Below are 21,300 nucleotides of genomic sequence, written 5' to 3' on the forward strand. Positions count from 1 at the left end.
TATCACCTCAGTCTTTCACGAAGTCGAGTTTGATTTCGCGGCGCATCGGCTGTTCTTCGTCATACTGCGGCATCTGCCGGTCGAGCATTTTCTGTGCGACTTGCAATAAGATGACCCCGCCTAAGAAGACGACGAAAAGCGACCATGCCGGCCAGTTAATCAAGACGATTAATGGGAAAAGAATTGCCAACAAGACGAGGAGTCCCATCTCCGACACATACTGCCAATCGATGATGCGCTTTGCTTGTTCTACAGCGGTCAACTTCCTGACGAAGCGCCGCTCTCGTCCGATGGCGAACAACATACCTGCTAATGTGACCCCTAATGGAATGATATACTTTGAAGCACCGTCAGACTGAAGTGCAAGAAAGACGAACATCCCGGTAAGAGCTGCCAGTCCCATTCTCCAAAAGAGCCAACGCTGTTGATAACGATAAATCGTATTAATCCGTTCTTGTTTATTCATCTCATTCATCCTTTCAGAATCGTCGAATCTCGCGACGTGTCGGTTGCTCCGGATCGAGCCAGCGGATTTGTTGATCGAGCTTCTCTTGAGACCATAAGATATAAAGCAATGTCCCACCGATAAGAACCGCTGGAATCCAAGACCATTCCATGATTCGAATGGCTAGCGGATTGACGAGTCCTAGCAATGCGATAAAGAGGAAGTCCAGATGATACTGCAGTATCACAACACGTTTCACCTGTTCTTGCTCCGACAATTGACTGATCGTCTCTGCTTCATGCGAAAAGAAGTAACGAGTCACAAGTAACACTCCGCCGATAATGGCGAACCCAACCCAAATATTCCCGTCCGTTCGTATTAAAAAGTAGACCGCGAGAGCAGCTGGAATTGCTAGAAAAAGTCGTTGCAAAAGTCGCTTTCGATTTGATTGTTTGATTATATGTAGTCGTTCTTGCTTATTCATCTTGATTCACCTCTTATTCCACTATACGAGATGAACATGAGAAAAGTTCCGTTATTTTACATTTTCGTACCAAAGTCATGCTTCTTGACGATATGAATTTCTCGCTGTATAGTTTAGTTAACTTAACTATATGTTGAAGAATGGAAGTAAGAGGTTATTAATATGAATTTATTGAAGAATACTCGGTTCGTATTCACTTGGTTATCCGGAATGACGCTCACGCTAGGGTTTTCGATTTTCTTCTTGAGCGTCTCATGGTTGACGATCGACGTGTTGAAGCAACCGGCACTCCTCGGAATTATCTTGACGGCGGTCTCGTTGCCGCGTGTCATCATGATGGTGTTCGGCGGTGTGTTCGCTGATCGATTCCAAAAGAGTCGCTTGTTATGCTTAACGAATATCGGACAAGGCGTGTTGATGTTAATTGTCGTCTCGCTCCATTTTGCTGATGCGTATTCGGTGACAGCCCTCTTGATCATCTCCGTATTATTTGGTCTTTTAGATGGCATGTCTTACCCGGCACTGTCATCACTTATGCCTTCAATCGTATCAGGTCAACAGTTGCAACGGGCGAACTCCCTTTTCCAAGGGTCGCTCGAGTTGATGTTCGTCATCGGTCCGTTCCTTGCAGGGATCCTACTGACGTGGGGAAGTTTTGGTCTCAGTTTCGGCACGTCGGCTGCATTGATTTTCCTCTCCGCGATTTTGATCATGCCACGTCTGATTCAAGACAACATTCCCGAGGTCGCTCCACTCTCAGCGAAAGATGTACTCCTTGATTTGAAAGAGGGCATTCGTTACGTATCGCAAACACCTGTGTTACGTAGTGGGACGTTCGCCATTGCCATCGTCAACTTGTTCGTCATGGGACCACTCATCATGAGTATCCCGATTCTCGTTGGTTCAGTCGGAGGGACAGCATTTGATTTGAGTATCATCGAAGGCGGGCTCGCTGTCGGGACATTTGTTGCAAGCTTCCTGATTCTATTGTTACGGTCGGTTCATCGTGGACGCTTCGTCTTCCGCGCCCTATTCCTGACACTCGGCGCCTTCTTCCTCTACACGCAAGTCCAATCGATTCCGCTTCTCGCGGTCGCGGCTTCTATGAGCGGGTTTATGATCATGCTCGTCTACTTGCCGACGGTCACCATCATGCAGGAACAAAGCGACTCTGACAAAATCGGCCGTGTCATGAGCATCATGTCGCTCGCCGCCTCAGGCCTTGAACCGATTGCGTTCGCCATCCTATCGGTGCTTGTTACCTTGTCCGTGCCGATTCAAACGCTCTTATTGGCATTTGGTATAATCGGATTAGTGTGTGGTGTCCTCTTATATCTTCGGAGCGAAACGTTCCGGCGGACACCGTAAAGAAAGGATGAATGACACGTTGAATGAAACACGAAAGCAACAAGTCCTCACGATGTATCGCCAAATCGATGAGCTCGACTTGCTGTTCACGAAATATTTCACGGAACTGAACGAGTTCGAGCTGAGCTATCAACAAGAACAGATGTTGCTTCTCTTCAAACGTCAAGAGACGTGGACGACGACAGAGATTGCGACGAAGATGTCCATCTCCAAAAGTGCTGTCAGTCAAGTGCTCAAAGTGCTCGAGCAACGCGATTTCGTCATGCGGGAAAAGAATCCCGAGAACCTTCGGGAAAGTTTCATCCGGCTCGGTCCGAACGGCCTTGCGTACTCGAAACAAATCGATGCGATTGAAGAGCGCCTCGCTGAAGAGATGTTCTCCGTCCTTGAGGATGACGAGATGAAGATGATCAACCGTTCGCTCGCGTTGATGATTCAGAAATTCAAATAAAAAAGACAAATCGCCGCTAGTCGGACGATTTGTCTTTTTCGTTATACCAACCCTTGTACGATTCGATTCGCCGACCGCAATGCCCCTTCGATATGTCCCCCGAACTGCGCATCAGTCTCCGAACCAATCAAATGGAGACGGTCTCCGAGCTCAATCGGATCGTAAGCCGGGAATGCCGTGAGCGGCAGGAAGTCGTCAGATGTCGCTGTCTCTGATTCTGTCGACCAGTCCATATAATGAAATCGCAAGAAGTCATTCGCTTTCGGACCATAAAGCTTCTCCAGTTGTTCGATGACGCGCGTCTTTACTTGTCCTTCTCCTAACGCTTCCCGTTCTCCCGGTGACAGACGGAAAAATCCGAACAGCGCACCTGGTCCATCTATCAGAGAAGCGTCATGAATCTCTTGAAGTGGACCGACCCAGCTCATCCCAAAGCCAGACAGACCTTCTTCTCGCCAGAACGGTGTCTCGTATACAATGAGCGCTTTCGCCTGAGAAGCCATCCATGTGGGAGTCGTTTTGAGCGCTTTTCGCGTTTGCGCTGACAATGCCGGTTCAATTGCCACTTCCGCAACGAGACGGGGTGGAATCGCAAGGATCACGTCATCCGTGTGATGCACCGAACCATTTTGAAACGTCAGTTGGACTCGGTCCGACTGTCGCTCGATCGAGGTCAGGCGATGCCCAAGCCGAACGATGTCATCGGGCAACTTCGCATGCAGAGCTTCCACCAGACTCGTCATCCCACCGACTAAACGCTTGGATAAGACGATGCTTTCTTCCGGTAACACATGTCGTTCCGGTGCGGTCGTCGTTTGACGTTCGAGCACCATGTGTCCTGTCGTATGTTGAACAAATGACTCGAGTCCGAGTGTATCCACGAGTTTAGAGATGGTTTTCTCCGTATCCGGCCAATACCATGTCGGTCCGAGGTCATAACCGTCCTTCGTCAAGATACGACCACCAATACGATCACGAGCCTCAAAGATGGTGACGTCATATCCCTTTTGATGAAGTTGGATTGCAGCATAAAGCCCGCTGACACCAGCTCCAATGATGGCGATTGATTTCATTGTAAATTCTCCTTTGTCGTCCGTCTCTCCTCGATTATACTGAGTTAGATGGTTTTACATATGCAAGAAAGGACGACATCAATTGAAAAATATGTTCTATTATCTATTCTTCCCTTATATCGTATTGATGCGCATTTTGTACCGTTTTATTCAAACTAAGGGTCGGATGACTGTGGCGATGTGTCTCGTTTCATATCCCATATGGTCTCTATTTTTATTCGACCTCATTCAATGTTCGACCGCAATCGAATTTGTCATCATTATGTACGTATCAAGCGCTTTATATGTCCCTTATTTCTTCTTTGACACAGACGTGAAGCGAAGACGACCGAACGGATATATCCCAATCGAGGAGCGACATCATTAAATCCAATCGATTTCATTCAAATAGTCTAGAAGCTGTTGATTTGTGATTTCATCTTGTCTCAACAGTGCTTCTCCTTGCTCTACTCGCTGATCTTCCGGGAAATAGAGTTGTAGAATCGCCAAGCTCGCTTCTACAGTCGTCGCAAAACTCTCATCTTTTACGTTGATTGTTAAATACCAACCTCGGATGACGCGCTTCACGATGGAGCGCTTCTCCAGATGTGACATCTGTCCACGAAGCAATTTCGACTTGGCCGCTTCAATCGAAGAAACCAAGTCCTGGTTCAACGCCTCACTCACACGATCATCCGGCTTCATGCGTGGGAATCGAGTCGAGACATCTTCCCCGTCCACACACGTACAGAGATGTCGTAACCAAAAGCCCCATTCAAAACGGTTCGCCGGATTCAGTGCCACATCCAGACGCCCGATATCATAATCGATTTTGATGACTTCCGAATGCTCCATTAGCAATCGCTCCGTCCGTTCCACCAATTCCATCGCATCTACATCTTCGTGAACGAGTACGGTTAAGTCTAAATCCGATTGCCCGGCAACGGCCGTCCCGCGCCCGATACTTCCATAAAGGTATATGCTGTGTAGCTGTTCATCGAATGCTTCTTTCACCAATTCGATTGCTTTAAAAAGGACAGTTTCAAACTCAGGCTGTATATGATGGATGGACGTCTGGTTGATGACATAACCCGCATCGTCCGTACCAAGTCGGGTCGGCCGTTTCATAGATACGTACCGACTCGTTGAAATGTAGTAAACGTCATGATGTATCGAACTCCTTTTTTTAGTTTATGCATGTCGGATTTGAAATGCCACGGTTCCCCCTTTCAAACAGGTTATATTTGGAAGTATAATGAAGACGCAGAAAAGGAGGTATGTGTATATGAACTTCATCATGGTCTTTTTATTCGGACTCATTTTCACGATTTTTCCAATCGCTGTACTAATCATCGGTATTTTGTGGATTCGCAATGTCGTGGCACGTTCTGAGAAACGAACAGACGAGCAACTCTTCATGGAACGTGAACGTTCGAAGCAGATACAAGTATTAATCGAACGTCTCGACCACATCGAACAACAATTAGATTCGAACACAAAACGCAGCTGACTTCGGTTAGCTGCGTTTCGTCTGATATCGAGCGAGATTTGCGTACGTCACATGTTCAGGGTCGATTTGCTTCATCCGCTGATCAACGTGTCTAGACATCAGGGCCGTGACGAACATGACCAGGAGTGGAACAGTCGATAAGCTAAATGATTCGGTTAGGATGATCGTAGTTGCAATTCCGATCAATATGCAGACGACAACCAGCGCAAGAATGAACTCCGACCAAACTATACGTTGATATTCCATCGCTTCATTGAAACGAAGCAACATTCGGGTACGTCTCCACATATGAACCATCAAAAGAGGTGGAATGAGCAAAAGGATTCCCAAGAGAACTTGAATGAGAAAGAACTCTCCAAACCACCACATCATCCATCCCCCTAACAAAAGAATGAGCGATAACATGACATTAATACGGTTCGTAAGTAGGCGAGCCTTAGTTATTTCTCGTAAACGCTCATCGTGCGACATCGTGTCCCCCTCCTTTTCATTTGATTAAAAATCAATTTGTACTGAAAAAATTTCATCTATTCTCTTTTACTAGCTCGCAATCACTCTCACTGTTAAAAGTCACTCCATCGCTTTCATAAAACGGGTCTGAATGATACTGGTGAAGATAGATTTATCAAAGATGAGGGACGACCGTATTCCATCGATTCGTCGATGAACGTCTCTAATGTGCGCACGTTTTCCGTTACCACTTTGACGAGGTAACTGTACTGCCCGGCTAAGCGATGACATTCGATCACGGACGGCTGTTGACGACAAAATTCACGGAACGCCTCACAACGATGGGTGTCATAAAGAATAAAGGCGGTCACGTGTTTGTCCATCTTTTCAGGATTGATGACAGCCCGATAGCCTGTGATGACTCCACGTTCTTCGAGTCGCTTCACCCGTTCTGTCGCAGCAGGCGTAGACAATCCAATTTGTCGTCCTAATTCGGTCATCGAGATCCGGGCTTGTTGTTGCATCAGTTCAAGAATATGGCGATCTATTTCATCCATTTGGCATTCACCTTTCAAAATTAAAGTGAAACGATACATAATCCGTTCTTTCTAAAGTCATTCGCTGAAACTTCCGTAAAACCTCTATGTATCTATATTCCTTCGTTGCATACACTTGAAGTATCCAATTCAAGGGGGAATCAACATGCAAACGACAGTCGTTCCATTACTCATCATCGATGTCCAACAAGCCTTTCATGATCCAAGCTGGGGAAACCGCAACAATCCAAAATGCGAAGAGAATATCGCACGGTTGATTGAAGCGTGGGAACATCATGATCAACCAATCATCTATGTCCAACATGTCACGAACGTTCCGACCTCACTCTTCTATTTCAAAAAAGATGGTCATTTGTTCCAAGACTTCATTCAACCTCGTGAACAAGATGTCATCTTAACGAAACAGGTGAATAGCGCCTTCATCGGAACAGACTTACAGGAACGACTCGAATCACTTGGTGCGACACAGATTGTCATCACCGGATTAATCACGAACCATTGTGTCGAGACGACCGCACGGATGGCAGGAAACTTGGGATTCAATCCGATTGTTGTCTCCGATGCGACGGCAACGTTCGACCGACAATCGATCAGCGGGACATGGATCCCTGCAGAGGTCATCCATGATGTGTCGCTCGCTAGTCTAAATGAAGAATTTGCATCGATTCAGACGACAATTGAGGTCATGAAAGATGTGTTACAAAAAGAAGTACAGTCCTGATGGATTGTACTTCTTTTTATTCATAACCTGGCTTTAAAGTATACAGATGTCACTCATATTTTTCGTATTGCTATTATTCATCAGCAGTTTCTATATATCCACTAATCAAAAATGGAATCTTTAAGTTCGCAAGCTTCATCAAGAAATCTGGTTCAAATTCTAACTTCACATCTAAGTGAGAGACCACACCCAAATCAATCCAGATATCATCGGCTCCACAAGAGCGAAGGGTATCAATATGTTCTGCCAGAGTGTCAATCATCCAAAAAAGTCCGATATACGGATTTTCCATTTTCTGAAATTCAAGTGGTGGTTCAAACGACGCATGACCTACCTTAGCGATTTCTTTACGTTTTCCGATATGCTCAATTTCTCCAACTTCCGTTTGCTTATAAAATTGAATACCTGTTTTCTCTGATGCAGCGCAAGGAGAAAAATGAGGCCCCATTAAATGACAAGGAATCATAAATCGATCGGATGGAATGTTCATATAGAACTCCTCGGTCATTTTTGCGGACTCGGATATTTCACTGCGTTTTTCACAAGCTTGTCTTCAATTGCTTTCGAAACATCGATTCCGGCAGCGTGAGCGAACGTCAACGCGTAAATCAACACATCTGCCAATTCCTCTTCCATCTCCGTCTTCTTCGTCTCAAGCGCTTCTTCACTCGACACCCATTGGAATACCTCAAGGAGCTCACTTGCCTCAAGTGATAACGATAACGCCAAGTCTTTCGGGTTATGATGGAACGCCCAGTCGCGCTCATCTCGGAATTTAATGACCTCATCCATTAATCGTTGTACTTCGTTCATATTTATACCCTCTCTCTTTGTAACTTCAATAATTTTCGTCGTAGCGATTCATCAGATGCATATAGATAGAGGCCTTTGACGCCACGCTTCATCAATATGTTAATCGAGTTCAAGACAATCTGTTCTTTTGCCAAATCAACATTCTCAATACCTTCGATTCCAACATAGGCTCCCGTATCTTTATATAAATTCGGGTCAATCATTAGACCTTCCTGCTCCTCATCATAGGATACGGATGGGCCTAAAACGACACCAACATAGTTCAAATCAAATCCTTGAATCGTATAGATAGAGCCGGCTTCGGCGATGGTTTCTGCTTTTTCAGCCCACGTCGTTTTTCCACCGGTTGTATTCCATGGCATTTTATAATTTCCGTTCGACTCATATACATAATAGGTGTCTCCGTCCTTTTTGTGTAAAAAGTCAAAGGTCGAAACGACCCGACTCAAGCCGTATCGTCGATCTTGCTCGATGATGGCACGGTGCATCTCTTCTAACGTTTCAAATATTCGTAAATCGTATCGCTTAGATTTCGGTAATGGATTGATTCGTTTTTCTTTAAATGTGTTGACCCAGTTCATCATATCTTCATCTGCTTGCATCCGGAATTGATTGGTTAGTTTGTAGGTCTCAACCGTCCTTGCTTTCTTTTTATAATCATCCAATTTGAATGAATTCCAGTGACTCTTCAGTTTCAACACTTGATGTTGATCAAAAATAGCGATGACAATTTTAGCTTTCTTCAGCAACTCCTCAAGATGGTTGTTTTCTCGGAAATTGTTATAGGCATCTGATTTCGTCAGCAACAAGTGGGCTTCGTCCACAAAGATAATGTCGGCTTTCTCGTCTTTCATTTTATTCAATAATGGCGTCGGTTTTATGAAGTCCCCTGCTTTAAGATGTTTCACCTGCTTGGCGATTCCTTTATAGGTCTTCAACATCTCTTCATGATTAACAACCAAATAATTTTTTGTCTGATGAAGTGTTGAATTAGTGTCTTTTGTTCGAGCTTGGATTGTATTAAAGATTGAGCTCAAGACAACACTCTTCCCTACACCTGCTTCCCCTTCAATCACATATAAATCTCCGTATGTTGCATTCGGATCCACTTTCGACATTTGCGTTTCACAAAAATCAAGAACCTGCTCTTTTAAATCTAACTGTTCGACAGATAACTCTTTAAACGGAGACAGCTTGAAGATATCCTTGTTTTCAATGGCGTGAAGTTCATTTTGAACAAGCCCCTTACGATGTAATTCATTCCAAAGTTCGGGAAACAATTCGTTGTCGTAATAATTTTTATTATAGTAATTGTGCGTGAAGTCGTTCGCAGTTTTACTTTTATTCTGAAGTGTATACTTCTCATCTCCTAAAAAATAATTGATGAGCTTTGTTTCGAGATGGAATGTTGCTGAACGGTTGAACTTGTCATGATTGACGAGATGAATTTGACTCAGCTGTTTCCGTTCCGTTTGTTTAAGCTTTAGATGTTGCTTCATTCGCTTTTTAAAATGAACCGTTTCACCAATGTATGCTTCTTTCTCTCCGTTCAAAATGTAAATCACCGGATAGTTCACATATGTTTCTGTATCATCGATGCTATGTAGACTACTTTCTTCGAATGTGAATGGAATGACTTTAACCATACAACAGACCTACTCTCTTTTGATTTCAAATTATATCCATTTTATCATACAATACCTTTTTAAATGATTACGCATCACTTTCCGAGTTCTAAATCAGATAATGGTATAATTCCACTAAAAAGGGAGGGATTCGGTGCTTACTTTCCAAAACGTCTCGGTGCGCCAACAAGACACACTCATTCTCGAAAACATTTCATTTACGATCCAACCAGGTGAGTTGGCGGCTATCCACTGTGGCGTCATTTCCCGAGAAATCATCTTCGGTCTCATCAGTCAGGAAATCACGACTTATACCGGGAACATCAACCATGCTTCAACGCTGTCCCTCTTCTCCATCCGGGACGGTTTATACGACCGACTCACCATCGAGGAGTATTTGCGCTTCACCAAGCGCCTATATGATTCAACTGACTCGGTCGACTCGGTGATGCAGCAACTCCAACTCACGACTTACCGCAAGCAACGCCTCCACCGTCTCAATCGTTCCCTCGTCAGACGCACGCAGTACGCCGCGCTGCTTCTCCAAGACCGTGACCTGTATGTGTTTGAAGAACCGGACCAAGACGTGGACCAAGAAACACGACACCTTTTACGCGATACGTTACAGACATTGACGTCGAGACAAAAAGCCGTCCTTGTCTTGACGAGCAACATGGAGAGTGCGCTCTTCATGACATCGACCGTTTATCGGATTGACCATCGTCACTTGCGCTTGTTAGATGTGGAACCAGAAGAAGAGGATGAGACTGACATCTCATCTGAGGTCATCCACGTCCGTTTCGAGAAGATTCCAACGAAAGTGAACGAAAAAATCATCTTACTCGATCCTCCTGAAATCGACTTCATCGAAAGTCAGGACGGACAGTCGATTTTACATAGTCAATCGGATCAGTTCCCGAGCGTCTTCACAATGAATGAGCTCGAGACGCGTTTGACTCCGTACGGTTTCTTCCGCTGCCATCGGTCATATCTCGTGAACTTACAACGTGTCCGCGAAGTCATCACCTATACGAAAAATAGCTTCAGTCTCGTCTTGGATGATTCAGAGAAGACAACGATTCCGTTATCCAAGACAAAAATGGCAGAATTGAAGACGATGATGGGTCTCAAATAGTCTCCATTCATAGTTCATATCGCTTCGTTCACCTCATGATAAGCGCTGTTTGTCGCCATTTTAGTGCGGTCTTCCCCCATACCTTATACGATAGAGGCAAGCAAGATGACATCGACAAGGAGGAACGGGAATGGAACCAATCATTCAAGTGAACGGGTTGAAGAAATTGTTTGGAAACGAGGAAGCGTTACATGATGTGACGTTCACGGTAGGAAAAGGGGAAGTGTTCGGCTTCTTAGGACCGAGTGGTTCAGGAAAGACGACGACGATTAAAATTTTGACGTCACAACTCGCACAGACAGCTGGCGATGCTACCGTATTCGGTGTGCCGGTCGCTGACTTGAAACAAGAACAGTACCGCAAACGCATTGGCGTGTTGACGGACAATAGCGGTCTCTATACACGACTTTCTATAGAAGAGAACCTGAGCCTATATTGCGACCTCTATGATGAACCGAAGACTCGGATTGATGAAGTATTGAACATGGTCAATCTTAGCGGGGAACGGAAGAAGCGCATCGACAAACTCTCTAGAGGAATGTTGCAACGGGTGACGCTCGCACGCGCCCTTCTTCATGAGCCAGAGCTCCTGTTTCTAGATGAACCGACATCGGCTCTCGATCCGGTCAACTCTCGACATATCTATAAAGGGATTGAACGGTTGAAGGCTAATGGGACGACCATCTTTTTAACGACACACGACATGCAAGAAGCCGAAGAGCTGTGTGACCGTGTCGCTTTCTTACATCAAGGGTCGATTCAACTGCTCGATGCACCGAACATATTGCGCAGGAAATATGCGACGGGATCGATGCGGGTCGAATTGAACAACGGTCAGACGCATGAAGTGACGCAAACCGACGAAGGCGCGGATTGGCTCCATAAACAGATGCGTGCTAAAAATATCGCATCGATCCATTCCAACGAGCCGACACTCGGCGATATCTTTATCGAAGTGACAGGGAGGAAATTATCATGACTTTTTCAATGAAACGTGCACTCGCTATTTTCCAAAAAGACTACAAGGATTTGTCTCGAAACTTGTTCGTCTCGTCGACCTTGATCATGCCGCTCTTCTTCGCTGTCTTCTATTCACGAATCGGTGACGGTGGCGTTGATATCACGTACTTCGTCATCAACATCACGTTCAGCCTCGTCGCTATCTTTGTACAGTGTGCGTTGATTGCCGAAGAGAAAGAGAAAAACACGCTCCGTGGGCTCATGTTATCCCCGGCGAGCACGCTCGACATCTTGCTTGGAAAGAGTGCCCTCACGTTCGTGACAACGATGATCCTCATTGTCGGATCGGCATTTTTGATGGACTATGCCCCGCAAAATCTGGCTGTGATGGCCCTCGCGCTCATCGTCTCGACATTCTTTTATATCGGGATTGGAACGATGTTCGGCTTGATGACGAAGACGGTCATGGAAGCTTCATTGATTGTCATGTTGCCGTTCTTTTTCTTCTCGTTCTCACCGATGTTGTTGCCACTACAAGACCGTTTCGCCATCATCGGAGTGCTCGAGTATTTACCGAACGTGCTCTTGATTGATGTTGCTCATCAAGTGGAAGACGGTGCGAACTTCGGTGCCGTCGGGCTAGAACTCGGTTTGCTCACAGCTTGGGCGCTTGCTGCATTCGTCGGTAGCGTCGTGACGTATAACCGGAAGCAGACGGATTGAATGTTAAGTCCATATAAAAACAGGGCTACGATGCGTAGTCCTGTTTGTCGTCGCTATTCATTCAAACGACGACCTTCTTTAGCTGCTTTTAAATCAATCACCGCTTTATGCCCATGATTTTCTAACAGATATAAGAGATTACTTCCATTTAGTAACGTCAGAGGTTTGTCTTTTGCAAAGTTGTAAGCGTCAGGTCCGTAATCAGCAGTGGAAACTAATATCCCTTTGATTGCTCCTTCATTCATAACGGTTCCATATAAATCGCGAACTGCAGCTACTCCCACTGTATTCGTATATCTTTTTGCTTGAATGACAATTTTCCCACCTCTCAAAGGGTCAGGATCAAAAGCAATGGCATCAACTCCACCATCACGACTAGCTTGAGTAATCTTTACTTCTCCACCGTTTTTACTGAATTCTCTTTCAAATACTTCGCGAATTAAGTGCTCAAAATCTTGCCAATCCATTGCTGCCAAATTTGTGGTGTCATCCATTTGACTTAGTGTTTCTTTTCCATCAATAATTCGATCATCATCCCAGTCCATTTTGATGACAGGTGGTACAGAGGTTAAAGTGTGTAATTTACTACTTCCAACTCCTTTCAATTGTTTAAAACACGTTTTAGGATTAACAAATTCTAAATTAATACTCTCAAACTCTTCTCGTGAAACGAAAATCGAAGCGATACATGGAGTTTCCGAATTTCCAGTCCCTTTATTAATCGTATCTACATAGCCATTAAAAGCGATTGAATCAATTTTATTCCGCTTGTCATTTGAAAAAATAAGGTGTAGATAACTTAGTATTAACGAATAAATGAGACGATCGTAAAATTCATTTAGGAATTTGTTTGATAATGGAATCTCGACAAATTCATCACCTTCAACTACATATTTAATCTCTTTTATACTCGGTAATTCCTCAATTGAAGGAAGATACTGTTCAATATAAAGCGTCTTCGTATCTATCAGATATTTCATATTTCGTTGTATAGGAATGTAATCTAATAAGGTAAAACGGTTTAATAAATAGTCAAAATAGCCTTCAATCGAACCCTCTTTCTGTGTTCGATAATTATCGAATACCGATTCTAGAAATTCTAATCGTTCTTTTTCATTTTTCTCAAAAGATTCCTTATCATTTTTCCATTTCAAATAATTTGATTGATACTCATTCCATTTCCCTTCGTTTCTTGATTCAATTTCCTCTTTTTCATTCATCCAAATACGATGCTCTCTGTCATATCTTTTTCTAGCCTCTTCTTTTTTATTAGTAGCTAAAAACGGAAGTATTTGCTCAATAATATTATAAATTGGTTGATACACTTTCGCCTTCGGATCCGGCATTTGTCGAATCGATTCTAATTCTGGTGCAATAGGTTCTTCAGCATCAAATGTACGGCGTTGTAAATCCGTTCTTAAGTCTACAGTCTTGTTGCTTTTAATCGTAAGTATTAAATACTCTTCCGCTAGTTGTCTTTCTTTTTTTAATTGATCACTTAATTGTTGAGCAGTAGCTCTTTTGTTAGATTTCAGCAGTGATTCTTCATGCCTTTTTACCACTCGATTCCATTGATCTTCCCAAACACGCAATTGCATTTCAGCTTTTTGATCGACCTCATACAATGATTTTCCTCGGATTACCCTAAACTTATTCAATCCATCGTGACGAATCTCACGGGAATACATAATAACTCTCCCTCCTCAATAATTTTCCTATATATATTCCCCATTTATGTCCATATTTTCTGTAGAAACAAATATTATTTGATTTATAAACTGAAACGTAAAACGCATTGAAACACATGTAAATCTGAAGTGGGATAGTAATTGTCGAAATTCATTATTTATTCACGCCATGAGAGAGACCAATTAATATCTCTAATCCAATTAACTCATTCATGAAGCAAACGTCCCTCGTCGTTCCATTGTCCGTACATTTCATTTGCTCTCGTCTTCTCAATCAATTTATCGAGCCGTTTCGTATACAACTCACGGTCTTGACGAACACTTTGAATCGTATCAATTCGAATACGGCGATATAGTTCAGGAAATGCCATGAAGTTCTGATATACTCGAGGATCTTCCTGCAACCGCAATATGATCTCTGAATCAACAATAAACGACGTAACGCTTATATCAGGAAGAACACTCAACCCTCGTTCTTGCATGAGCCCGAGTCTTATCAAACGCCTTATCCTCTCTTTGTTCAGCTCCGTCCAATTACTCTTTTGTCGTCTGGGTGAAAAACGTTGGGCGAATTCTCCCTCTGCTGTCTTCTTAGCAATCCCATCAATCCATCCGAAGCACAACGCCTCTTCAACAGCGTCGAGATACAGTAATCCATTCCCACTATTTTTACGACTGAGAATCACCCAACAATAGGGTGTATCATCTGCGTGTTCGTGCAACCATTCTCGGAATTCACTTCGCTGTTCAAAGCGTAAGACTTTGTCGATTTCCATGACACTTGTCCCTTCTTCTGTTTTCTTGCATATTTGACGTGACAATATTTTTTAATCATCTACTTTTTTACCCATGATGCTCACCGTATAGACAACGATGAACTCAAACTCACATAAAATCATTAGAGTGCCAAGCTAATCCTCGAACCCGGTCCATCAAACGATCATCTAAGTCCCGAAAAAACATGACAGCCCGAACCTGATGCAGTTCAATGCGATGAATCACGTATTGATAGTCTGGTGCTTCGATAGATCGATGAATCGCCATCTCCTCACACCATTTTTTATCAAAGATTTTTTTCCATGACTTTCGGGTATAGGCCGGATCAATATTCTCCCTGTGATCAAAGGCCTCGGCTGTATCGCAAAAAGTAGAGTGATACAGAACAAACTCTCCCAAAATGAAATTTCTGAAGCTAGTACTTGATCATCCGGTAATTCAACTGTCAACACAACACCTTTGTTTCCTTGCCCGATATGTCCACCCCTGCTTAAGTCAGGAAACTCATCCCAACACCAGACCGGATAGTTCCCACATAACGAAATTCCAATTCGTTGCTCATATTGTTCAACCATCCAATCATAGGCTGGTTTAAAAAATTCAAACCCTTCGTCGTTGGAAAAAGCGTACTGAGGATCACCTTGTAGATACCTTCGCTCCAATGCTGCTTTCCAAGCGTCTTCATGCTGATGTATATAATAAATCCCCAATCATTCTCCAACCTTTCATACATCATATGCACTCACTATACAAAAAGACTAGAAAATAGGGATGTACAAAAAATGTATAGGTCTTTTATTTATTGTTCTGAAAATAGAAATTTGCAAAACCTCTAACTATCGTCAATCAACCATAAAAAATATTTAACCACACAATATTTATTACATACCTCACCCCGAATCCTTTTTTACAATTGATCCTAAGATAAAGTTGTAAATTTGATCATGGATAGAAGGGATGAAACATTATGAACAATGATGAAATGAATATGGAATGGTCTTATTGGAAAGCGGTTGTACGTTATGGACATGTAGGAAGGAGAAAAGAAATCAGTGTCGCACGTTATTTGGTTATGCCTGAACATTCAACAATGATCGATGTGATGAATGTAATTAATGAAATGCCTGGAACAAAAAATCGTGCTGTCCTCTCTCTTCGAAAAGTTGATGTCATCGAATACCTCGAAGGACGTCGTGCGGAGAAAGAGAATTTCTTCTTACAGAGACTTTTTGATGGACAGCAAGCACAGTGAACAATGACATCCAACAAAAAAACCACCCACCAGCTTTCGCTGATGAATGGTTCCTGTAAAAGCGTATGACTTACATCATACCGCCCATTCCACCCATGCCGCCCATGTCAGGCATTGCAGGGCCATCTTTTTCTGGCTTGTCTGCGATGACGGCCTCTGTAGTGAGGAACATCGCTGAGACAGATGCTGCGTTTTGGAGTGCTGAACGCGTCACTTTCGCCGGGTCGACGATTCCGTGTGCGATCATGTCAACATATTCGCCAGTTGCCGCGTTATACCCGACACCGACTGATTCGTTCTTGAGCTTCTCGACGATGACCGAACCTTCTTCACCCGCGTTTTCCGCGATTTGACGGACCGGTGCTTCGAGGGCACGAAGGACGAGTTTCACACCAGTCGCTTCATCCGCTGTCACTTCTGCAAGCAACGCACGAACAGCTGGGATGACGTTGATGAGTGATGTACCACCACCCGCAACGATTCCTTCTTCAACTGCTGCACGTGTCGCGTTGAGCGCGTCTTCGATGCGGAGTTTACGTTCTTTGAGTTCTGTCTCCGTAGCTGCACCGACTTTAACAACGGCTACGCCACCTGCGAGTTTCGCGAGACGCTCTTGGAGTTTTTCACGGTCGAAGTCAGACGTTGTCTCTTCGATTTGGTTACGGATCGTTTGAACGCGGGCTTTAATCGCGTCTTCGTTCCCTGCACCTTCGACGACAGTCGTTGTGTCTTTTGTGACGACGACTTTCGATGCGCGACCGAGCATGTCGAGTGATGCTGATTTGAGATCGAGACCGAGGTCTTCTGTGATGACTTGACCACCTGTGAGTGTCGCGAGGTCTTCAAGCATGGCTTTACGACGGTCACCGAATCCTGGTGCTTTGACGGCTACCGCGTTGAACGTACCACGGAGTTTGTTCAAGACGAGTGTCGCGAGGGCATCGCCTTCGATATCTTCTGCGACGATCAAGATCGGCTTCCCTTGTTGCACGACTTGCTCGAGCACCGGGATGATTTCTTGAATGTTTGAGATTTTCTTGTCTGTAATCAAGATGTACGGGTTGTCGAGTGACGCTTCCATCTTGTCAGAGTCTGAGATCATGTATGGTGACAGGTAGCCACGGTCGAACTGCATCCCTTCAACGACGTCGAGTTCTGTCGTGAAGCCGCGTGATTCTTCGATTGTGATGACACCGTCGTTACCGACGCGCTCCATCGCTTCTGCGATCAATTCGCCGACTTCTTCGTCCGCTGCCGAGATGGCCGCAACTTGTGCGATCGCTTCTTTTGACTCGATCGGTTTCGAGATGGCTTTCAACTCTCCAAGCGCACGTGTGACCGCTTTGTCGATTCCTTTACGCAGAATCATCGGGTTCGCGCCAGCCGTGACGTTCTTGAGTCCTTCACGAATCATCGCTTGTGCGAGGACTGTCGCTGTTGTCGTACCGTCCCCTGCGACTTCGTTCGTCTTCGACGCGACTTCAGCAACAAGTTTCGCGCCCATGTTTTCGAAGCGGTCTTCGAGTTCGATTTCTTTCGCGATTGTCACACCATCGTTCGTGATGAGTGGTGAACCGAATTTTTTCTCGAGGACGACGTTACGTCCTTTTGGTCCAATTGTTACTTTAACTGCGTCAGCGAGTGCGTCGACGCCGCGAAGCATCGCGTGACGTGCATCTTCTGAGAATTTGATATCTTTTGCCATCGTTCATTTCCCCCTAAAAAAGTTTTTGAATAATGGTGCTTAGCCTACGATTGCGAGAATATCGCTCTCGCGAACGATTAAGTACTCTTTTCCATCATGCTTCACTTCGGTACCTGCGTACTTCGAGTAGATGACCAAATCATTTTCTTTCACGTCGAGATCGATGCGCTTGCCTTCGTCCGTCACGCGGCCTGTACCGACTGCGACGACTTTCCCTTGTTGCGGCTTTTCTTTCGCCGTATCAGGAAGCACGATGCCCCCGATCGTCTTTTCTTCTTTCTCCACGACTTCGATGATGACACGATCGCCTAGTGGTTTTAACATGGAAAAACCCTCCTCCGAATATGAATGATGTAATGTGTATCGTAAGGTTTTAGCACTCAGTTAAAAGGAGTGCTAACATTGATAAGTGTAGTATGAGCCGATTAAAAAATCAAGTGGGGAACATTAAAAAATGCTCTTACTCGCGGTCAAGAGAACTTATTTGTTACAATGAGAAAAAGGTAGGTTCACTCTTATGATTAAGGACGTGTTGAATTGGCTACACTAAACTCAAACCAATCGATAAATACCCGTTTTTCGATGGCGCCTAACATTCGTCTCCGGCACCTCACCCCGATTTTACTATATGCGTTCGTCCAGCTATTCCCGCTCGTCCTCAGTGAAGTACGACCGGAATGGCTAACAGAAACGTTCGTCGGGCTCTGGCTCGCCATCGGATTCGGTGTGACGATTGTTCTGTCAATCTTGCTCATCTGGCCAGACTTGAAACAATACAAAGCCCAAGGTATCCAGTCGAACTTGAACGACACGGTCAAATGGATCGGGCTCGGGATTTTGATGCAATACGGGCTCGTCATCGTGGCGAACTTGATTGAGACGGCCATCTCGGGCGAACTTGTCGAATCGATGAACACACAAAACATCGCTGATATGGTGGAAGTTATTCCACTCATGATTTTGCCGGTCGTCTTGCTCGGACCGATCATCGAAGAGATTCTTTTCCGTCATATTTTGTTCGGGAACTTGAACGCGCGCTTCGGTTTCTGGATCGCCTTTGGTGTCAGTTCGATTTTATTCGCACTCATCCACCAAGACAATCGATTCCTCGTGTATATCGCGATGAGTTTCGCGTTCTCTTACGCGTATGCGAAGACAAGACGATTGATCGTTCCGATCGCCATCCACGCGTTTAACAACGCGCTCGTGATGCTCGTACTATTTTTAATGTAGAAATGAGGTGGCAGTTATGCCGCGACAATTAAAAGTGATGATGCTCTTCAGTCTATCGTTTGGTGTGTTGTTCACCGTCCTCGCGTACTTCTCGGTACAAGAGTACGGTTTCAGCTTCTGGACGTACTTCATCATCGCCGTCGCCGCTTACGACTTTTTCAAAGTGTATCAAATCTTGGCACTCGCCCGAAAAGTCAAAAAAGAAGGCACGGACAAATCCGCATAATGAAACCCCGAGTCTTATGAGCTCGGGGTTTTTCTTATGGTTGTAACTTTCGATTGATCCTGTATCTCTTCTTGATAGACACTTCGAATGAGAAGTCCGCGCAGACCGAACAATACACCTAATGCAACATAAATGGTATCAATCAATGAGAGTTGTGGTTTATCTAAGAAGAAATTAATGACCACGCCAATGACCAGCAAACCGTAAATCGTGATGTTCATGAGTGTCGCATCGACTTGTCTCATGATTCTTTTGCTCACCTTTTCCTCAAGCTTTTCAATTTCTTCGTGTCGATAGCCATAGATGGTGAACCCTAGACCCGTGAGTGACAAGGCGACGAATTCACCATCCCATAGCGCAAACAAAAACAGTCCTACAAAAAAAATCATAAACCCAATTAGTAACTTCTTACGCACAATATCTCTCCTTATGATGGAATCCATAGTTTCGCAAAATCAAAATAACCGAACAAGTCGACGCAGACGTCCTTCAGCTCGACCGGGAACGGAATGGTCCGCTCCTCGTTATAGAGCGGGATGAAGTACGACTTCTCTTTCAACTCGCGCTCGATCTCTCGGTGCAGCGGCAACCAGTCCTCAAACGGCAGGTCATCATATTGCCCAACTCGCTCGGTCATCCCCTCTATATAAGGGAACACTTTATGAGGAGGCGAGTACTCGTTCGTCATGAACTGTTCAAACCCGAGCGTGATGTTCCGCTCGAACACTTCCCCGTGAACGACCAAATCGACGTATTCATAATACGTTTTATCATGGATCGAATCTTTGAAGCCGATGGGTACGAATTCATAGGCAATGCCGTGACGCATCAACATCTCGGCAATCCAGTCGGTCGTATCGTTCGTGAAGTCCGTCTGTTTGATGCGAATCGGTCGGTCGAACGAGACAGGTGTTCCTTTTGGAATGCGATACGTCTCGCTCATCGAACCGAGAAACCCTCGGTCGTTCGGCGTTCTCCGTTCATTCAACGTCCCAATCTCCGGTCGAATCTCCGCAATCAAGCGATGCATATAATGCCGCGCCTCTTCATTCGCGAACACACTATTCGGATGACTGTTCAAGATGACAAGCCCGAACCCAGACGGTGTCGAGATGTGTCCAGTTTCTTTGGAATCCCTTGATGAGATCCGATACGTCGGATCGTATCCGTCCGGCACTTTGATGAACTCGACCCGGTCCAGGAGCGCCCGCACCCCGAAATAATTCTCGAAGGCGAGGAGGACCGTCTTCTCCTTGTCATGGCGATCCAATTGAAAAGGTCCTGTCCCGACACTTCCTTTGGCGATACTCGTATGGATCATCGACAGTTTCGGGATGTACGAATTCCGTCGCCGGTCGAGCGTGACGTCGACGCGATACGTGCCGTTCGATGCGATATGCCGGACGTGCCGATACATATAGCGATACGCATCTGACTGAACGAGCATGCGCAGACTCTTCGTCACATCTTTACTCGTCATGAGCGACCCGTCATGGAAACGGACCCCTTTCCGAAGAAACAAGACGAGCGTACTCCCCTGCCATTCATAGTGATGCGCAAGTTCCCCCGTGACCTCCCCGGACGCGTCAATCATGAACAGACGATTGAAGACGTTCTGGACGAGGTGGGCACTGTGGATGTCAGCCGCCTCGAGCGGATGTGTCGTCAAAAAGTGACGGCGTCGCGGGATGATGAGTGCATCGCTCGACGTTTGGACGTAACCGAACTTCTTCTCGAGCTGGCGCATGAACCGTCCTGCCTGCGCAGGCGACCAGTCCCACTCCAGTTGATTCGTCACTGCCTCGACCGACTCTTTCTCCATGCGTTCGAGCAGCTGTTTGGCTAAATCACGCTCGACGTGACGCAACCATTCGAGACGCGTCAAATTCCCCCGTCCACGTCCGCTCGTATACGTGAGCCACCCTTCTTCTTGCCACCGTGCCAAATGACGCTTCGTCTGTTTCGGGCTTAAATGAATGGCTTCCGCCATATCAGAAATCGTGTACGCCCCATCGCGACACTCTTTCCACAATCGAAATAAATACGCATCCATGTCACATCCCCCCTTAAAAGTGGACATCATTTCCCAATGTCGTCCATTTTTCAAATCCGTTGTCTTGTTTAT

General features: G+C 45.1%; 25 protein-coding genes and 1 pseudogene. 10 read left to right on the top strand and 16 right to left on the bottom strand.

The annotated features are described in order from the left end of the window. Positions 1 to 7: 7 nt before the first annotated feature. Complete coding sequence (locus Q9R25_RS13575) at positions 8 to 466, bottom strand: hypothetical protein (protein ID WP_159563425.1); 459 nt, start codon at positions 464 to 466, stop codon at positions 8 to 10. A 13-nt stretch (positions 467 to 479) separates the two neighbouring features. Continuing rightward, positions 480 to 929, bottom strand: a complete 450-nt coding sequence (locus tag Q9R25_RS13580) for a hypothetical protein (protein WP_214685688.1) — start codon at positions 927 to 929, stop codon at positions 480 to 482. Positions 930 to 1,091: 162 nt separating this feature from the next. On the opposite strand from Q9R25_RS13580, the gene Q9R25_RS13585 reads away from it, so the two are divergent. Then, entirely contained in the window at positions 1,092 to 2,297 is a 1,206-nt protein-coding gene (locus Q9R25_RS13585) for an MFS transporter (RefSeq protein WP_311283273.1), read from the top strand. A gap of 19 nt (positions 2,298 to 2,316) precedes the next feature. After that, positions 2,317 to 2,748 carry a MarR family winged helix-turn-helix transcriptional regulator gene (locus Q9R25_RS13590; RefSeq protein ID WP_074034775.1) on the top strand — a complete coding sequence of 144 codons (432 nt, stop codon included), beginning with the start codon at positions 2,317 to 2,319 and terminating at the stop codon, positions 2,746 to 2,748. 41 nt (positions 2,749 to 2,789) lie between these two features. On the opposite strand, the pseudogene Q9R25_RS13595 reads toward Q9R25_RS13590, so the two are convergent. Continuing rightward, positions 2,790 to 3,830 (bottom strand): annotated as a pseudogene (locus Q9R25_RS13595) (flavin monoamine oxidase family protein); the annotation flags it as partial. 354 nt (positions 3,831 to 4,184) lie between these two features. After that, entirely contained in the window at positions 4,185 to 4,928 is a 744-nt protein-coding gene (locus Q9R25_RS13600; protein ID WP_214784936.1) for a nucleotidyltransferase domain-containing protein, read from the bottom strand. 157 nt (positions 4,929 to 5,085) lie between these two features. Here Q9R25_RS13600 and Q9R25_RS13605 point away from each other — a divergent pair, with 157 nt between their 5' ends. Beyond that, on the top strand, positions 5,086 to 5,310 hold the full coding sequence (locus Q9R25_RS13605; RefSeq protein ID WP_311283276.1) for a hypothetical protein: 225 nt from the start codon (positions 5,086 to 5,088) through the stop codon (positions 5,308 to 5,310). 6 nt (positions 5,311 to 5,316) lie between these two features. On the opposite strand, the gene Q9R25_RS13610 is transcribed toward Q9R25_RS13605, so the two are convergent. Further along, positions 5,317 to 5,679: a hypothetical protein gene (locus Q9R25_RS13610; protein WP_214691554.1), complete on the bottom strand. Its 363-nt coding sequence runs from the start codon at positions 5,677 to 5,679 to the stop codon at positions 5,317 to 5,319. 215 nt (positions 5,680 to 5,894) lie between these two features. Next, positions 5,895 to 6,317 carry an Lrp/AsnC family transcriptional regulator gene (locus tag Q9R25_RS13615; protein WP_074034785.1) on the bottom strand — a complete coding sequence of 141 codons (423 nt, stop codon included), beginning with the start codon at positions 6,315 to 6,317 and terminating at the stop codon, positions 5,895 to 5,897. Positions 6,318 to 6,462: 145 nt separating this feature from the next. Between Q9R25_RS13615 and Q9R25_RS13620 the strand changes: the two genes are divergently transcribed. Further along, complete coding sequence (locus Q9R25_RS13620) at positions 6,463 to 7,038, top strand: cysteine hydrolase family protein (protein WP_074034786.1); 576 nt, start codon at positions 6,463 to 6,465, stop codon at positions 7,036 to 7,038. A 73-nt stretch (positions 7,039 to 7,111) separates the two neighbouring features. Here Q9R25_RS13620 and Q9R25_RS13625 read toward each other — a convergent pair whose 3' ends face one another. From Q9R25_RS13625 to Q9R25_RS13635, 3 genes are read right to left on the bottom strand one after another with little or no spacing between them, the layout of a single operon-like run. Then, the gene (locus tag Q9R25_RS13625) at positions 7,112 to 7,528 is read right to left on the bottom strand and encodes a hypothetical protein (RefSeq protein ID WP_074034787.1); all 417 of its coding nucleotides are present in this window, start codon (positions 7,526 to 7,528) and stop codon (positions 7,112 to 7,114) included. Between the two features lie 14 nt (positions 7,529 to 7,542). Beyond that, entirely contained in the window at positions 7,543 to 7,851 is a 309-nt protein-coding gene (locus tag Q9R25_RS13630; RefSeq protein ID WP_074034788.1) for a nucleotide pyrophosphohydrolase, read from the bottom strand. 2 nt (positions 7,852 to 7,853) lie between these two features. Then, positions 7,854 to 9,497: a DUF2075 domain-containing protein gene (locus tag Q9R25_RS13635; protein ID WP_311283277.1), complete on the bottom strand. Its 1,644-nt coding sequence runs from the start codon at positions 9,495 to 9,497 to the stop codon at positions 7,854 to 7,856. Positions 9,498 to 9,630: 133 nt separating this feature from the next. Between Q9R25_RS13635 and Q9R25_RS13640 the strand changes: the two genes are divergently transcribed. The 3 genes from Q9R25_RS13640 to Q9R25_RS13650 all read left to right on the top strand — a co-directional run bounded on the left by Q9R25_RS13640 (position 9,631) and on the right by Q9R25_RS13650 (position 12,294). Next, the gene (locus tag Q9R25_RS13640; RefSeq protein ID WP_311283278.1) at positions 9,631 to 10,611 is read left to right on the top strand and encodes a LytTR family transcriptional regulator DNA-binding domain-containing protein; all 981 of its coding nucleotides are present in this window, start codon (positions 9,631 to 9,633) and stop codon (positions 10,609 to 10,611) included. Positions 10,612 to 10,741: 130 nt separating this feature from the next. Beyond that, positions 10,742 to 11,590, top strand: a complete 849-nt coding sequence (locus Q9R25_RS13645) for an ABC transporter ATP-binding protein (RefSeq protein ID WP_031424536.1) — start codon at positions 10,742 to 10,744, stop codon at positions 11,588 to 11,590. Beyond that, positions 11,587 to 12,294 carry an ABC transporter permease gene (locus tag Q9R25_RS13650; protein ID WP_311283279.1) on the top strand — a complete coding sequence of 236 codons (708 nt, stop codon included), beginning with the start codon at positions 11,587 to 11,589 and terminating at the stop codon, positions 12,292 to 12,294. The genes Q9R25_RS13645 and Q9R25_RS13650 overlap by 4 nt, the downstream gene beginning before the upstream one ends. Before the next feature lie 53 nt (positions 12,295 to 12,347). Here Q9R25_RS13650 and Q9R25_RS13655 read toward each other — a convergent pair whose 3' ends face one another. From Q9R25_RS13655 to Q9R25_RS13665, 3 genes are all read right to left on the bottom strand, one after another. Then, positions 12,348 to 13,982 (bottom strand): restriction endonuclease, encoded by a 1,635-nt coding sequence (locus tag Q9R25_RS13655; RefSeq protein WP_311283280.1) that lies wholly within the window; start codon positions 13,980 to 13,982, stop codon positions 12,348 to 12,350. A gap of 206 nt (positions 13,983 to 14,188) precedes the next feature. Next, positions 14,189 to 14,758, bottom strand: coding sequence for a YdeI/OmpD-associated family protein (locus Q9R25_RS13660; RefSeq protein ID WP_311283281.1), 570 nt, complete (start codon positions 14,756 to 14,758; stop codon positions 14,189 to 14,191). Positions 14,759 to 14,980: 222 nt separating this feature from the next. Further along, complete coding sequence (locus Q9R25_RS13665; protein WP_311283282.1) at positions 14,981 to 15,469, bottom strand: DUF3841 domain-containing protein; 489 nt, start codon at positions 15,467 to 15,469, stop codon at positions 14,981 to 14,983. A gap of 257 nt (positions 15,470 to 15,726) precedes the next feature. Here Q9R25_RS13665 and Q9R25_RS13670 point away from each other — a divergent pair, with 257 nt between their 5' ends. Then, a complete protein-coding gene (locus tag Q9R25_RS13670) occupies positions 15,727 to 16,011 on the top strand; it encodes a hypothetical protein (RefSeq protein WP_311283283.1) in 285 nt (94 codons plus the stop codon). A 70-nt stretch (positions 16,012 to 16,081) separates the two neighbouring features. On the opposite strand, the gene groL is transcribed toward Q9R25_RS13670, so the two are convergent. Both groL and groES read right to left on the bottom strand, forming a co-directional pair. Then, a complete protein-coding gene (groL, locus tag Q9R25_RS13675) occupies positions 16,082 to 17,716 on the bottom strand; it encodes a chaperonin GroEL (protein WP_311283284.1) in 1,635 nt (544 codons plus the stop codon). A 39-nt stretch (positions 17,717 to 17,755) separates the two neighbouring features. Then, positions 17,756 to 18,040 (bottom strand): co-chaperone GroES, encoded by a 285-nt coding sequence (gene groES, locus Q9R25_RS13680; RefSeq protein WP_015880602.1) that lies wholly within the window; start codon positions 18,038 to 18,040, stop codon positions 17,756 to 17,758. A gap of 213 nt (positions 18,041 to 18,253) precedes the next feature. Between groES and Q9R25_RS13685 the strand changes: the two genes are divergently transcribed. Together Q9R25_RS13685 and Q9R25_RS13690 are read left to right on the top strand one after the other, a co-directional pair. Then, positions 18,254 to 18,949, top strand: coding sequence for a CPBP family intramembrane glutamic endopeptidase (locus tag Q9R25_RS13685; protein ID WP_078146181.1), 696 nt, complete (start codon positions 18,254 to 18,256; stop codon positions 18,947 to 18,949). Between the two features lie 16 nt (positions 18,950 to 18,965). After that, positions 18,966 to 19,175, top strand: a complete 210-nt coding sequence (locus Q9R25_RS13690) for a YdiK family protein (protein WP_015880600.1) — start codon at positions 18,966 to 18,968, stop codon at positions 19,173 to 19,175. 14 nt (positions 19,176 to 19,189) lie between these two features. On the opposite strand, the gene Q9R25_RS13695 is transcribed toward Q9R25_RS13690, so the two are convergent. Then, positions 19,190 to 19,591 (bottom strand): hypothetical protein, encoded by a 402-nt coding sequence (locus Q9R25_RS13695; protein ID WP_215244416.1) that lies wholly within the window; start codon positions 19,589 to 19,591, stop codon positions 19,190 to 19,192. 11 nt (positions 19,592 to 19,602) lie between these two features. Next, the gene (locus Q9R25_RS13700; RefSeq protein ID WP_311283285.1) at positions 19,603 to 21,228 is read right to left on the bottom strand and encodes an ABC transporter substrate-binding protein; all 1,626 of its coding nucleotides are present in this window, start codon (positions 21,226 to 21,228) and stop codon (positions 19,603 to 19,605) included. Positions 21,229 to 21,300 lie beyond the last annotated feature (72 nt).

Source organism: Exiguobacterium sp. BG5(2022), assembly GCF_031844365.1.
Taxonomy (GTDB): domain Bacteria; phylum Bacillota; class Bacilli; order Exiguobacteriales; family Exiguobacteriaceae; genus Exiguobacterium; species Exiguobacterium profundum.

Bases quoted from the DNA above. Each gene is read 5' to 3' on its own strand.
- Q9R25_RS13610 (WP_214691554.1), bottom strand. From the start codon at position 5,679: ATGTGGTGGTTTGGAGAGTTCTTTCTCATTCAAGTTCTCTTGGGAATC.
- groES (WP_015880602.1), bottom strand. From the start codon at position 18,040: ATGTTAAAACCACTAGGCGATCGTGTCATCATCGAAGTCGTGGAGAAA.
- Q9R25_RS13600 (WP_214784936.1), bottom strand. From the start codon at position 4,928: ATGAAACGGCCGACCCGACTTGGTACGGACGATGCGGGTTATGTCATC.
- Q9R25_RS13660 (WP_311283281.1), bottom strand. From the start codon at position 14,758: ATGGAAATCGACAAAGTCTTACGCTTTGAACAGCGAAGTGAATTCCGA.
- Q9R25_RS13690 (WP_015880600.1), top strand. From the start codon at position 18,966: ATGCCGCGACAATTAAAAGTGATGATGCTCTTCAGTCTATCGTTTGGT.
- Q9R25_RS13650 (WP_311283279.1), top strand. From the start codon at position 11,587: ATGACTTTTTCAATGAAACGTGCACTCGCTATTTTCCAAAAAGACTAC.
- Q9R25_RS13655 (WP_311283280.1), bottom strand. From the start codon at position 13,982: ATGTATTCCCGTGAGATTCGTCACGATGGATTGAATAAGTTTAGGGTA.
- Q9R25_RS13585 (WP_311283273.1), top strand. From the start codon at position 1,092: ATGAATTTATTGAAGAATACTCGGTTCGTATTCACTTGGTTATCCGGA.
- Q9R25_RS13605 (WP_311283276.1), top strand. From the start codon at position 5,086: ATGAACTTCATCATGGTCTTTTTATTCGGACTCATTTTCACGATTTTT.
- Q9R25_RS13645 (WP_031424536.1), top strand. From the start codon at position 10,742: ATGGAACCAATCATTCAAGTGAACGGGTTGAAGAAATTGTTTGGAAAC.
- Q9R25_RS13700 (WP_311283285.1), bottom strand. From the start codon at position 21,228: ATGGATGCGTATTTATTTCGATTGTGGAAAGAGTGTCGCGATGGGGCG.
- Q9R25_RS13620 (WP_074034786.1), top strand. From the start codon at position 6,463: ATGCAAACGACAGTCGTTCCATTACTCATCATCGATGTCCAACAAGCC.
- Q9R25_RS13615 (WP_074034785.1), bottom strand. From the start codon at position 6,317: ATGGATGAAATAGATCGCCATATTCTTGAACTGATGCAACAACAAGCC.
- Q9R25_RS13580 (WP_214685688.1), bottom strand. From the start codon at position 929: ATGAATAAGCAAGAACGACTACATATAATCAAACAATCAAATCGAAAG.
- Q9R25_RS13575 (WP_159563425.1), bottom strand. From the start codon at position 466: ATGAATAAACAAGAACGGATTAATACGATTTATCGTTATCAACAGCGT.
- Q9R25_RS13670 (WP_311283283.1), top strand. From the start codon at position 15,727: ATGAACAATGATGAAATGAATATGGAATGGTCTTATTGGAAAGCGGTT.
- groL (WP_311283284.1), bottom strand. From the start codon at position 17,716: ATGGCAAAAGATATCAAATTCTCAGAAGATGCACGTCACGCGATGCTT.
- Q9R25_RS13625 (WP_074034787.1), bottom strand. From the start codon at position 7,528: ATGAACATTCCATCCGATCGATTTATGATTCCTTGTCATTTAATGGGG.
- Q9R25_RS13635 (WP_311283277.1), bottom strand. From the start codon at position 9,497: ATGGTTAAAGTCATTCCATTCACATTCGAAGAAAGTAGTCTACATAGC.
- Q9R25_RS13630 (WP_074034788.1), bottom strand. From the start codon at position 7,851: ATGAACGAAGTACAACGATTAATGGATGAGGTCATTAAATTCCGAGAT.